13 protein-coding genes are annotated in these 13,269 nt (G+C 40.4%); 6 read left to right on the top strand and 7 right to left on the bottom strand.

The genetic code is table 11. From position 1 onward, the window contains the following. Window positions 1-20: 20 nt before the first annotated feature. From JOD03_RS00805 to JOD03_RS00820, 4 genes are read right to left on the bottom strand one after another with little or no spacing between them, the layout of a single operon-like run. Window positions 21-1,100: an ABC transporter substrate-binding protein gene (locus JOD03_RS00805; protein WP_204588918.1), complete on the bottom strand. Its 1,080-nt coding sequence runs from the start codon at window positions 1,098-1,100 to the stop codon at window positions 21-23. Further along, complete coding sequence (locus JOD03_RS00810) at window positions 1,097-1,900, bottom strand: ABC transporter permease subunit (RefSeq protein ID WP_204588919.1); 804 nt, start codon at window positions 1,898-1,900, stop codon at window positions 1,097-1,099. The genes JOD03_RS00805 and JOD03_RS00810 overlap by 4 nt, the downstream gene beginning before the upstream one ends. Continuing rightward, window positions 1,887-2,705, bottom strand: a complete 819-nt coding sequence (locus JOD03_RS00815) for an ABC transporter permease (protein ID WP_204588920.1) — start codon at window positions 2,703-2,705, stop codon at window positions 1,887-1,889. Before JOD03_RS00815 ends, JOD03_RS00810 begins: the two co-directional genes overlap by 14 nt. Further along, on the bottom strand, window positions 2,695-3,801 hold the full coding sequence (locus tag JOD03_RS00820; protein ID WP_204588921.1) for a polyamine ABC transporter ATP-binding protein: 1,107 nt from the start codon (window positions 3,799-3,801) through the stop codon (window positions 2,695-2,697). Before JOD03_RS00820 ends, JOD03_RS00815 begins: the two co-directional genes overlap by 11 nt. Window positions 3,802-3,915: 114 nt before the next feature. Here JOD03_RS00820 and JOD03_RS00825 point away from each other — a divergent pair, with 114 nt between their 5' ends. After that, window positions 3,916-4,575 (top strand): potassium channel family protein, encoded by a 660-nt coding sequence (locus JOD03_RS00825; protein WP_204588922.1) that lies wholly within the window; start codon window positions 3,916-3,918, stop codon window positions 4,573-4,575. A gap of 42 nt (window positions 4,576-4,617) precedes the next feature. On the opposite strand, the gene rnjA is transcribed toward JOD03_RS00825, so the two are convergent. The 3 genes from rnjA to def form a co-directional block, all read right to left on the bottom strand. Continuing rightward, complete coding sequence (gene rnjA / locus JOD03_RS00830) at window positions 4,618-6,285, bottom strand: ribonuclease J1 (RefSeq protein ID WP_204588923.1); 1,668 nt, start codon at window positions 6,283-6,285, stop codon at window positions 4,618-4,620. 3 nt (window positions 6,286-6,288) lie between these two features. Next, window positions 6,289-6,495: a DNA-dependent RNA polymerase subunit epsilon gene (locus tag JOD03_RS00835; RefSeq protein WP_204588924.1), complete on the bottom strand. Its 207-nt coding sequence runs from the start codon at window positions 6,493-6,495 to the stop codon at window positions 6,289-6,291. Between the two features lie 258 nt (window positions 6,496-6,753). Then, complete coding sequence (gene def, locus JOD03_RS00840) at window positions 6,754-7,332, bottom strand: peptide deformylase (protein WP_204588925.1); 579 nt, start codon at window positions 7,330-7,332, stop codon at window positions 6,754-6,756. 107 nt (window positions 7,333-7,439) lie between these two features. On the opposite strand from def, the gene JOD03_RS00845 reads away from it, so the two are divergent. The 5 genes from JOD03_RS00845 to lpdA all read left to right on the top strand — a co-directional run bounded on the left by JOD03_RS00845 (window position 7,440) and on the right by lpdA (window position 13,236). Continuing rightward, the gene (locus JOD03_RS00845; RefSeq protein WP_204588926.1) at window positions 7,440-8,069 is read left to right on the top strand and encodes a YkyA family protein; all 630 of its coding nucleotides are present in this window, start codon (window positions 7,440-7,442) and stop codon (window positions 8,067-8,069) included. A 258-nt stretch (window positions 8,070-8,327) separates the two neighbouring features. Further along, the gene (pdhA, locus tag JOD03_RS00850) at window positions 8,328-9,440 is read left to right on the top strand and encodes a pyruvate dehydrogenase (acetyl-transferring) E1 component subunit alpha (RefSeq protein ID WP_204588927.1); all 1,113 of its coding nucleotides are present in this window, start codon (window positions 8,328-8,330) and stop codon (window positions 9,438-9,440) included. A gap of 3 nt (window positions 9,441-9,443) precedes the next feature. Beyond that, window positions 9,444-10,421, top strand: a complete 978-nt coding sequence (locus tag JOD03_RS00855; RefSeq protein ID WP_204588928.1) for an alpha-ketoacid dehydrogenase subunit beta — start codon at window positions 9,444-9,446, stop codon at window positions 10,419-10,421. Between the two features lie 20 nt (window positions 10,422-10,441). Further along, window positions 10,442-11,818, top strand: coding sequence for a 2-oxo acid dehydrogenase subunit E2 (locus JOD03_RS00860; protein WP_204588929.1), 1,377 nt, complete (start codon window positions 10,442-10,444; stop codon window positions 11,816-11,818). Window positions 11,819-11,823: 5 nt separating this feature from the next. Continuing rightward, on the top strand, window positions 11,824-13,236 hold the full coding sequence (lpdA, locus tag JOD03_RS00865) for a dihydrolipoyl dehydrogenase (protein WP_204588930.1): 1,413 nt from the start codon (window positions 11,824-11,826) through the stop codon (window positions 13,234-13,236). The last annotated feature ends 33 nt before the right edge of the window (window positions 13,237-13,269 follow it).

The raw sequence follows: 13,269 nt of genomic DNA on the forward strand, positions 1-13,269 counted from the left end.
TGTAGGAAGGGGACAGAGAATTAGTTACGATTCATACTCATTTTAAATTCTAAGAAATACTCATTGTATTTTCCAAGCATGACAGGGCCTAGATTACGATAAACCTCAAGTTCTTCGCGCATGTCCTCTGTTGGGTAGAAGCGTGTATCGCCTGTTATTTCTGGGTCCATCAAATCAAGCGCAGGCAAGTTTGGAGTAGAATACCCTACATAGTCTGCATTTTGCGCAGCTATTTCTGCATCTAGCATAAAATTAATGAATGCATGAGCGCCTTCCACATTTCCAGCTGTTTTCGGAATGATCATGTTATCAAACCATAAATTAGACCCTTCTTGTGGAACGCTGTAATCGATATCTTCGTTCACATACATAATATCTGCTGCTTGACCAGACCAGACAAGAGCAATTGCAGCTTCGCCACGACGCATCGTTTCAACGATTTCATCCCCGATGATTGCTTTTACATTAGGTCCGAGTTCTTTCAGTCGATCGGTTGCTTGTCGAAGCTCTTGTTCGTCTGTTGAGTTCAATGAGTAGCCAAGTGTATTCAGCCCCATGCCCATCACTTCTCGGGCACCATCGACTAAGATGACTTGTTGTTCAAGTTCTGGTGACCATAAATCACTCCAACTCTCAAATGTTTGACCATCTAATAGTGTCGGGTTAAATGCAATCCCAACTGTTCCCCAGAAATATGGAATGGAGTACTGATTTCCAGGATCAAATGGTAAATCTAAAAAGTAAGGATCAATATTCTCGAGGTTCGGAATCTTTGATTGATCAATCGGAAGGAGAAGGTCTTCTTCTTTCATTTTTTCAATCATGTATTCAGAAGGTACAGCAATGTCGTAACGTGTGCCACCTTGCTGAATTTTTGTAAGCATAGCTTCGTTTGAATCAAATGTTTCATAAATCACTCGAATTCCAGTTTCTTCTTCAAATTGAGTGACCAGCTCCGGATCGATATATTCTCCCCAGTTGAAAACAGTAATGGTACCACTACTTGCTCGACTAGATGTATCCGTTAACTGACTGTTGATATAAATCAGGACAGCTACGGCTACTAGTAAGACTCCTGTTATTTGGAGTAATGATTTCATTTTGGCACCCCCGTTTGGAATGGCGTTTTTGCCCGATTCACAACAAAGTAATAGCCAAGGACAAGAATGAGCGTCACGATAAACAATAGTCCAGATAATGCATTAATCGTTAAAGTAATTCCCGCGCGAGCCATAGAATAAATTTCTACAGAAAGTGTAGCAAACCCATTTCCAGTAACAAAGAATGTCACAGCAAAATCGTCTAGTGAATAGGTGAGGGCTAAGAAAAAGCCTGCGAAAATACCTGGACGAATGTACGGAATGATGACCCGTGTGAAGACATCACGACGAGTAGCACCTAAATCACGTGCAGCATCGACAAGAGTAGAACTCATTTCTTGTAGCTTAGGCAACACCATAATTACGACAATCGGTACACTGAATGCAATATGAGAAATTAAAACCGATGCGAATCCTAAACGAACGCCAATCATCGTGAAAAGAATCAAGAAAGAAGCACCAATAATAACATCTGGGCTAACAATTAATACATTATTAAGTGATAAAAGCGACTGGCGAAGGCGTTTATTCGTGATATAAACGATTCCAACTGCGCCAACTACCCCAATTGCAGTAGATATCAGTGCGGATAACAAAGCGACAATAATTGTATTGACGACAATGCTTAGTAAACGCGTATCTTGGAAAACAGCAGCATAGTGTTCCCAAGTAAATCCTTCAAAATTCGACATGTTTCCAGCACTATTAAACGAATAGAATATTAAATAGAAAATAGGTGCATATAAAATCACAAACACCAGTGCTAAATAGACTTTTGCGAGCTTACTAGTAGTTCCCACGCTGATTCACTCCTTTCTCACGGTCACCGGTAAGAACCATAATAATGACCATAAAGACAATTAAGAAGACGGCAATCGTTGAACCCATTCCCCAGTTTTGAGTTACTAGGAATTGTTGTTCAATTGCGGTACCGAGCGTGATTACTTTGTTTCCAGCAATAAGCCGCGTAATCATAAACAGTGAGAGGGCAGGAATGAATGTCGCTTGAATTCCTGCTTTTACTCCACCAAGCGCAAGTGGCCAAATGACTTTGCGGAATGTAACCCATTGACTAGCACCTAAATCACGGGATGCATCTAACAGAGCTGGATTCAATTTATCGAGCGCATTAAATATTGGTAGAATCATAAAAGGAATGAAAATATAGACCGATACAAAGATGAAACTAAAATCGGTATATAGGATTTGTTGACGCTCCAATCCTAAAAATGATAAGAAATTGTTGATAGAACCGTTCATTCCGAAAATCCCAATGAATGCATAGGTCTTCAATAATAAATTGATCCAAGAAGGAATGATAATTAATAAAAGCCATAATTGCTTTTGTTTTGTTTTCGTAATCCAGTATGCAGTAGGGTAAGCAATCAGAAGCGTGAAAACCGTGATTAAAAAGGCGTACCAAAATGAGCTCAAAGTAAGTGATAGATAAGTGCCTGTAAAGAAGTTTTGATAATTCTCTAATGTGAAGTTCCCTTGGATATCAAAGAAAGAGTAATAGCCGACTAAAACAATTGGTGCTACTACAAATAAGACCATCCATAAATAGTAGGGGACCATCAAAAATGTACGTGACTTAGTTTCCATTGGCAGCTACCTCGTAGGATTCAAGGCGTCGATCAAAGTCTTCTTCAGATTCATTCAAACGCATAATGTGGATTGCTTCTGGATCAAAGTCGAGTCCAATTGTCGAGCCGACCTCTGCTTTTCGAGTGGAGTGTACGAGCCACTCGTTTCCATCTTGATCATAAGTCGAGAGCTCATAGTGAACACCGCGGAACAGTTGTGTATCCACACGAACATTCATCTTTCCTTGATCGACAGCTTTGATTTCCAAATCTTCAGGACGAATGACAACATCAACTTTCTCACCAGGAGTTAAGCCTTTATCGACGCACTCGAACTCTTTCGTTCCAATTTGAACACGATAATCGGCAATCATAATACCTTCGACTATATTTGATTCTCCAATAAAGTCGGCAACAAATCGATTGATTGGCTCGTCATAGATGTCGAGAGGAGTACCACTTTGAATAATTTGACCTTGACTCATTACGAAAATCTCATCGGACATTGCAAGGGCTTCTTCTTGATCATGTGTAACAAAAATAAATGTTTTGCCTAGACGTTGTTGCAATTCACGTAGCTCATATTGCATCTCTGTGCGTAATTTCAAGTCAAGTGCGGATAATGGTTCATCAAGTAAGATGATTTCTGGATCGTTAACAATCGCACGCGCGATAGCAACACGTTGACGCTGGCCACCTGACATCTCACTGATTTCGCGTTTTTCGTAGCCCTCGAGATTGACGAACTTTAAAGCTTCTTTAACTTTTGTATCGATTTCTGCTGCTTTTAGTTTTTTGATTCGAAGACCAAATGCAATATTTTCGAATACATTCAAGTGAGGGAAGAGCGCATAATCTTGAAAAACAGTGTTGACCTGACGATTGTTTGCTGGAACGTCATTGATTTTCTTTTCATTTAAATAGATATCTCCAGACGAGGGCTGAATAAAGCCAGCAATCAGACGTAGGATGGTTGTCTTACCGCAACCAGATGGACCTAATAATGTGTAGAACTTTCCACGTTCTAACTCAAAATTAATTGTATGTAAAACAGGTTCGTTCGTTCCATATGATTTACTAACATTTTCGAAACGAATGATGGGTGCGTTTGACACGGCGTTACCTCCATATTGACAAAGATTAAGGTTCATTTTATCATAAATTTCTTTCGATAACGAAAGTTTTTGATGTATGATGTATTTAGCTCGATTGAGGAAGTGGGGAGCATAATGAAAAAAGAATTTGTAGTCATTGGACTAGGTCGTTTTGGTGGGAGTATAGTCAAAGAATTAATCGAACAAGGTGCCGATGTAATGGCCATTGATATCGAAAGTGAGCGTGTGGATGAGTTTGCACCGATAGCTACACAAGCTGTAGTAGCCGACACGACAGATGAGGCAGTGTTGAAGTCTTTAGGGATTCGCAACTTTGATCATGTGATTGTGGCAATTGGAGACAATATCCAATCAAGTATTTTAACTACGTTGATGTTAAAAGAGTTAGGTGTAAAAAAAATCACAGTGAAGGCACAAAATAATTATCATGAAAAAGTTCTCGTTAAGATCGGTGCAGATAATGTAGTGCATCCCGAGCGTGATATGGGAATTCGAATTGCCAACAACATTTTATCGAATAACGTGCTAGATTATTTAGAGCTATCTGATGAACACTCTATTATGGAGCTTATTGTGAACTCTAAACTTGCTGGGAACACGTTAATTGATTTAGATATCCGTGCAAAATATGGAATTAACATCGTTGCCATCAAAAGAGGGGACTCTATTATTGTTTCCCCACAAGCGGATGAATTTTTACAGGTAAATGATATTCTTATCATTATTGGTGCAGATGTGGATATCAATCGATTTGAAAAGAAAGTATTTAACTAAAAAAACAGTGATTTGTCGCAAGTGGACAAATCACTGTTTTTATTAAATTTCCATAATAACTGGAAGAATCATTGGTTTACGTTTTGTTTTATCATACAAATGTGGTCCGAGTACATTGCTGATTTCAGACTTCAAATCATCCCAACCTTCAGGATTTTCTTTAGCAAGGCTACGAAGATGGCGATTGAGCATCTGTTGCGCCTCATTGATCATCATGCCTGACTCTCGCATATAGACGAATCCTCGAGAAATCAAATCAGGCCCTGAAACAATACGTTTTTTCTTCATATCTGCAGTCACAACAACGATGACCAATCCTTCTTCAGAAAGGACTCGACGGTCACGAAGGACAATGTTTCCAATGTCTCCGATGCCACTTCCATCGATATACACATCCCCTGAAGGAACTCGTCCTGCAACAGAAGCTTCCTCTGCTGTTAAAGCGAGTACATCTCCATTTTCCATAATGAATGTATTTTCTTCTGGAATGTCACAGTCCACAGCTAATTCACTGTGAAGTTTCAACATACGGTATTCCCCGTGAATCGGCATAAAGAATTTCGGTTTCATTAAACGAAGCATTAGTTTTTGTTCTTCTTGTGAACCGTGACCAGACGTGTGGATATTGTTCAATGAACCATGAATTACTTCAGCACCAGCACGGTACAACAAGTTGATGGTACGATTGACGCTTCCACGGTTCCCCGGAATTGGGGAAGACGAGAAGATGACTGTATCTCCTGGTTGAATCTGGATCTGGCGGTGTGTACCGTTTGCGATACGAGATAAGGCAGCCATTGGTTCGCCTTGAGAACCAGTACAGAGAATTAGCACTTCATTCGCCGGTAAGCGGTTCAGTGTGTTCGTATCAACAAATGTTTCTTTTGGGGCTGTGATATAGCCGAGTTCACGACCAATAGTGATTGCATTGTCCATACTCCGACCAAATACTGCAATTTTTCTACCGTAGCGAACTGCTGCATCTGTTACTTGTTGAAGTCTATGGATATTAGAAGCAAAAGTAGCAAAGATGATGCGTGTATCCACTTTACGGAAAATACTGTCCATACTTTCTCCAACTTTACGTTCAGACATTGTAAAGTTTGGAACCTCAGCATTTGTTGAATCAGAAAGTAAGCATAGAACGCCTTCTTTCCCAATTTCAGCCATCTTTGTTAAATTGGCAGGTTCTCCTACTGGTGTGAAGTCAAATTTGAAATCACCCGTATGTACAATATTTCCAGAAGGAGTTTTTACAACTAAACCATAAGCATCTGGGATACTGTGTGTAGTTAAATAAAACGATACAGAAGTCTTTCGGAATTTAATAACATCTTCTTCCGAGATTTCCGTCATTTTTGTTTGGCGTAAGATACCATGCTCTTCTAATTTATTGCGAAGAAGGCCTAATGCAAGTTTACCGCCATAAACTGGCATGTTCACTTGCTTTAACAAATAGGGAATACCACCAATATGATCTTCATGACCATGGGTGATAAAGAGTCCTTTGATTTTATCTTGGTTACGCACAAGATATGTGTAATCAGGAATGACATAATCAATTCCCAATAAATCGTCTTCTGGGAACTTGATACCTGCATCGATTACGATAATCTCATCTTGAAATTGAACAGCATACGTATTTTTTCCGATTTCCCCTAGTCCGCCTAGAGCGAAAACAGCTGTTTGATCATTTCGTACAAATTTCATATATTATTCTTCAACCTTGTAGTTCTCACTAGCTTGCTCGTACGCCAAATGCGCACCTTCAAGTAGTTGTACGAACTCGATCATAATTGGACGTTCGCTAAGCTTAGCACGCACTTCTCGTTCTGATTCTGCCTCTACGTATAGACATTTTGTGTTTTCGCGGACTGGAACTTGTGTTGCGTTTTCTTGGTACATTACTTTGAAAATCATGTTTATTCTCCTCTTTTACGTTCAGATTCATTACAATTCTCTTTATCTTAGCATGTGCAACTTTGAAAATAAAGAAAACCCCTCTAAAAAAATTCTAGAGGGGTAAAGGTTAGGCAACTGTTTTTTTACCGAGAATTTCGCCGAGACGTTTGAGCATTTTCCGTCGTAAACGTTTCAACATTGTACTCACTCCTTACTTATTCATTATAAGCGAAAAGTACAACATAGTAAAGTATTTATTCGGAAAAGTCAAATAATTCACTCGTAATTATCTATTTCTTTTGGTTTTCTCTCATACGGTACAGAATTGGGCACCTGCTCATAGGGATTTTCCTTATTAATATGATCATAAAACATAATGCCGTTTAAATGATCCAGTTCATGTTGGAAAGCGATTGCTTTTAATCCTTTTAGTCTGAATGTCATCACATTGCCTTCACGATCAGTACCTGTCACTGTGATGCGTGCATAACGAGGAACATACCCTTCGATTTCCTCATCGACAGATAGACAGCCTTCTCCTGATGTAATATAGGTCTTCTCGATGGAATGACTTTTAATTTTAGGATTAATAAACACTTCGCTAAGTAATTCGTCATTTTCCTGTATGTGAAGAGCAAACATTCTTACTGGACGATTCACCTGTGGTGCGGCAAGTCCGATTCCCGGTCGCAACCCATATTTTTCAGACAACTCGCTGTCTTGGCTCATGATCACGTAATTTAAGAGGTCGTCTGCCAATCGTTTATGCTCGTTTGAAAGTGGAAATGGAACCTCTTTAGCTTTTTGTCGTAGAGTGGGGTGGCCATCTCTTATAATTTCGTTCATAGTAATCATAGAAATCAATCCTTTCTAACCTAGAGTATACCAAATTCTAAGTCAATGTTCTTATTGAAAATAATTGGGTAAATCGGTATAGTGATGGAAGTAATGGAGGTCGTAAAATGAAAAAATGGGTAGGGTTAGTATCAGTTAGTGCTTTGTTATTAGCTGGGTGTACATTCGGGGATTCAACAGAGCAACAACTTTCAGAAGTACTACAACAAATGCATACGGCAGAGGAAGAGTATCGCTCTGTACAAGACCCTTTAAATGAAGCTGAGCAAAAAGAATACGCACTTTTTGAAGAAGTATTGGCACTTGAACAAGAACAAACAGATGAACTTACAGAAAAGCTTGAAGAACTCTCTGCACTTGTTGCAGAAAGAAGAGACCTTTTATCGACTGAGAAGCAATCTATTGATGCAGCTTTAGAAGCAAGTGATTTCAGCACATTAGATATCCCGGAAGAGAATCAATCCTATGTGACTCAAATTGACGAAGCTTATGATGCACGATATGCTACATACGAACAATTATATGCTGAATATGAGAAGTTACTTGCTTTACAAGAGAATTTGTATACGGAAATGGCTAGAGAAGATGTAGCGATTGATCAAATTCGCGATCTTGTGCAGCAGGTGAATGCACAAAATGAAGTGGTGCAAACACACGTCACTGCAATGAATGAACAGACAGAACAATTTAACCAAACTACAGATGAAGTGTTTGAATCATTGCAAAATGAGGAATAAGAATAGATAGAAATGAAAAGCAGCTCTTTTTTGGGGCTGCTTTTGTGTTATATAAATAACTTCACAGTCTCAATCTGATATAATACAGATTGAATTTGTGACTGATACAGACAACTATTATTTATTTTTTTCGAACTTTTTTGTATCGGTTCAAACGATTGACCACGCTATTTAGGTGGGCTATACTAGGGATTGATACTGACGTGTATTACTCGGAAGTGATTTTATTTTAATACAGACTAAAAGGAGAGTTGTTTTATGGCGGAAAGCAAAAACAATCATTTCGATCCAGTAAACGTACTTCATGAGATCGAAGAGAAATTCGAAATGGTACAAGTTTTAGACGAAGAAGGAAATGTAGTCAATGAAGATTTAATGCCTGACTTATCAGACGAACAATTAGTCGAGTTGATGTCTCGTATGGTCTACACACGTATATTAGACCAACGCTCGATTTCTTTGAACCGTCAAGGGCGTCTTGGCTTCTACGCACCTACTGCTGGACAAGAAGCATCTCAACTTGCATCTCAATTTGCTCTAGAAAAAGAAGATTTTATTTTACCTGGATATCGTGACGTACCTCAAATCGTATGGCACGGTCTACCACTTTACCAAGCATTTTTATTCAGCCGTGGTCACTTCATGGGGAACCAAATTCCTGAAGGCGTAAATGTATTCCCACCACAAATTATTATTGGTGCACAATACATCCAAGCTGCGGGTGTGGCAATGGGCTTCCAGAAGAAAGGTCAAAAGGCTGTCGCTGTAACTTACACAGGTGATGGTGGATCTTCTCAAGGTGATTTCTACGAAGGCCTAAACTTTGCTGGAGCATACAAAGTGCCAGCAATCTTCTTTGTGCAAAACAACCAATTTGCAATTTCAACACCACGCTCTCTACAAACAGCTGCGAAGACAATTGCTCAAAAAGGTGTAGCTGCTGGTCTTCCTTCTATTTTAGTGGATGGTATGGATGCATTAGCTGTCTATGCTGTAACAAAACAAGCACGTGAGCGCGCGATTGCAGGTGAAGGCCCAACATTTATTGAGGCACTTTGCTACCGTTATGGCCCACATACGATGGCTGGGGATGACCCAACTCGTTACCGTACATCTGAAACGGATTCTGAGTGGGAAAAACGTGATCCACTTATCCGCTTCCGCACATTCTTGATAAACAAAGGTCTTTGGACGGAAGAAAAAGAAAACGAAGTAATCGAACGTGCAAAAGAAGAAATTAAAGAAGCAGTTAAGAAAGCAGATGCTGCTCCAAAACAAAAAGTTACAGATTTGATCGATATTATGTATGATGAAAACCCATATAATTTAGACGAGCAAAAAGCGTACTACACAGAAAAGGAGTCGAACTAAACAATGGCACAAATGACCATGATTCAAGCAATCACAGACGCATTGCGTTGTGAATTAAAAGATGACGAAAACGTTCTAGTATTTGGAGAAGACGTTGGCGTAAATGGTGGGGTATTCCGTGCGACTGAAGGACTCCAAAAAGAATTCGGTGTAGATCGCGTATTTGACACGCCACTAGCAGAGTCTGGTATTGGTGGACTTGCAGTCGGACTAGCTATGACAGGATTCCGTCCAGTTCCAGAAATTCAATTCTTCGGGTTCGTATTTGAAGTGATGGATTCAATCAGTGGACAGCTTGCGCGTATGCGTTTCCGCACAGGTGGAAGTTTCCATGCACCTGTAACAATTCGTTCTCCATTCGGTGGAGGCGTTCACACACCTGAAATGCACGCAGATAGCTTAGAGTTGCTTATGACGTCAACACCAGGTGTAAAAGTTGTCATCCCTTCAACGCCATATGATGCAAAAGGACTTTTGATTTCTTCAATCCGTGACAACGATCCAGTTATTTTCTTAGAGCACATGAAATTGTATCGTTCATTCCGAGGAGAAGTGCCGGAAGAATCGTACACAATTCCACTTGGAAAAGCAGATGTAAAGCGCGAAGGTACTGATATTACAATTATTGCTTATGGTGCAATGGTCCATGAAGCCTTAAAAGCAGCTGACGAGTTAGAAAAAGATGGCAAGTCTGCTGAGGTCATTGACTTACGAACAGTGCAACCATTAGATATCGAAACGATTATCGCTTCTGTTGAAAAAACAAATCGCGCTATGGTTGTTCAAGAAGCACAAAAACAAGCAGGGATTGCTGCAAATGTTGTAGCTGAGATCACAGAACGTGCGATTTTAAGCCTAGACGCACCTGTGCTCCGCGTAACTGCTCCAGATACAGTGTATCCATTCTCTCAAGCTGAGACTGTTTGGTTACCAAACTATAAAGACGTAGTAGCAACGGCTAAGAAAGTACTTGAATTTTAATTAAGAAAGGATGACGCGTAGTGGCATTTGAATTCCGCTTACCAGATATTGGAGAAGGTATCCATGAGGGAGAAATCGTTAAATGGTTCGTAAAAGCTGGCGACGAAATCAACGAAGACGATATTCTATGTGAAGTACAAAACGACAAAGCTGTCGTTGAAATTCCTTCACCTGTTAAAGGGAAAGTCGAAGAAGTGTTGGTTGAAGAAGGGACGGTTGCCGTTGTAGGTGACGTACTTGTTCGAATTGACGCTCCTGGTTATGAAGACTTGAAGTTTAAAGGCGACGATAAAGAGGACGCACCTTCTAAAACTGAAGAACAGGTGCAAGCAACTGCAGAAGCAGGACAAGACGTAGACAAAGCGCCTGCAGCTGAATCGAAAGAAACTGAAAAACAAGAAACGAAAGAGCAGCCAGAACCTGTTGAGCAAAAAGAGAAACCAAAAGGTTCTGAGCGCATCATTGCAATGCCTTCTGTACGCAAATTCGCTCGTGATAACGGTGTGGAAATTAGTGAAGTTTCAGGCAGTGGGAAAAATGGTCGAATCATGAAAGAAGATATTGAAGACTTCATGAATGGGGATCAATCACCTAAAGCTGAAGCTTCAGGACCAGCTGCAGAGACGGAAGCTGCGACTGAAACTGCTAAAGAAGAAGCACCTAAAAAATCTACTCCACAAGTTTCTGAAGGTGAATTCCCAGAAACGCGTGAGAAAATCTCTGGAATCCGTAAAGCTATCGCGAAAGCAATGGTTCACTCGAAGCATACCGCTCCTCACGTAACGCTTATGGATGAAGTAGATGTGACAGAACTAGTTGCACACCGTAAGAAGTTTAAAGAAATCGCTGCTGAAAAAGAAATTAAGTTGACGTACCTACCATATGTCGTAAAAGCATTGGTAAGCACGCTTCGTGAATTCCCAGCGTTGAACGTTTCTTACGATGATGATGCACAAGAAATTGTACACAAACACTATTACAATATTGGAATCGCAGCAGATACTGAAAAGGGTCTACTGGTTCCAGTTATTAAAAATGCAGACCGTAAATCGATGTTTGCGATTTCAGATGAAATCAACACACTTGCGACGAAAGCACGTGACGGCAAATTAAGCCCACAAGAAATGAAAGGTGCTTCATGCTCGATTACAAATATCGGATCAGCTGGAGGCCAATGGTTTACACCAGTTATCAACCATCCTGAGGTAGCAATTTTAGGAATTGGTCGAATTTCTGAGAAGCCTGTCATTAAAAATGGTGAAATTGTAGCTGCACCTGTGTTAGCATTATCATTGAGCTTTGATCACCGTATGGTGGATGGTGCAACTGCCCAACATGCGCTGAATCACATCAAACGATTACTGGGTAACCCAGAACATCTATTAATGGAGGCGTAAAAACTATGGTAGTAGGAGATTTCCCAATCGAAGTAGATACACTGGTCGTTGGATCAGGCCCTGGTGGTTATGTTGCAGCCATTCGTGCAGCACAAACAGGACAAAAAGTAACAGTTGTTGAAAAAGAGCACATCGGTGGCGTATGTCTAAATTTTGGTTGTATTCCTTCAAAGGCGTTGATTTCTGTAGGTCACCGCTTTGAACAAGCGAAACACTCAGATAACATGGGTATCACTGCTTCTGAAGTGAAAATTGATTTCTCTAAAGCACAGGAGTTCAAAAACAGCGTAGTTAAGAAATTAACAAACGGTGTTTCTGGTCTATTAAAAGGCAATGGTGTTGAAGTTGTAGACGGTGAAGCTTACTTTGTCGATGCAAACACTGTGCGCATCATGAAAGAAGACAGCGCGCAAACTTACAAATTCAAACATGCAATCATTGCAACAGGCTCACGTCCAGTTGAAATTCCGACTTTCAAATATTCAAAACGTGTGATTAACTCAACAGGTGCATTAGCACTTGATGAGGTACCTGGTAAGTTAGTAGTAATCGGTGGTGGATACATTGGGACAGAATTAGGAACTGCTTATGCAAACCTAGGTTCTGAAGTAACAATCATCGAAGGTGGAAACGACATCTTAGCTGGTTTTGAAAAACAAATGACACAAATCGTGAAAAAAGCTCTTAAGAAAAAAGGAGTCGAAGTAGCGGTAAAGGCGTCTGCTAAAGGTGTTGAAGAGACAGATACTGGCGTAAAAGTTACTTATGAAGTTGGCGGAGAAGAAAAAACAATCGAAGCTGACTATGCTTTAGTAACTGTTGGTCGTCGTCCAAACACGGATGAAATCGGTCTTGAAGAAATCGGCATCAAATTCGGTGAGCGTGGTTTGATCGAAGTAGATGAGCAGTGCCGTACAAGTGTAGACAATATCTATGCAATCGGTGATATCGTGGCAGGTCCTCAACTTGCACACAAAGCTTCTTACGAGGGTAAAGTGGCTGCTGAAGCAATCGCTGGAGAAAAATCAGTTGTGGATTACCTTGCAATCCCAGCTGTATGTTTCACAGATCCAGAATTGGCAACAGTTGGTCTTTCTGAAGAACAAGCAAAAGCGGAAGGGTACGAAGTGAACGCTGGGAAATTCCCATTCGGCGCAAACGGTCGTGCACTTGCTCTTGATGCAACAGATGGCTTCGTGAAACTTGTTTCACGTAAAGAAGACGGATTACTACTTGGTGCTCAAATTGTAGGTCAAGGTGCATCAGACATGATCGCTGAACTTGGTCTAGCAATTGAAGCAGGCATGACGGTGGAAGACATCGCTATGACAATCCATGCTCACCCAACGCTTGGTGAGATTTCAATGGAAGCTGCTGAAGTTGTAATGGGTCACCCTATCCACATCTTAAGCAAATAATTTCCTAAACCCTACCTGAAAAGGTAGGGTTTT

This window comes from Chryseomicrobium aureum (genome assembly GCF_016909155.1).
In the GTDB taxonomy this organism is placed as follows: domain Bacteria; phylum Bacillota; class Bacilli; order Bacillales_A; family Planococcaceae; genus Chryseomicrobium; species Chryseomicrobium aureum.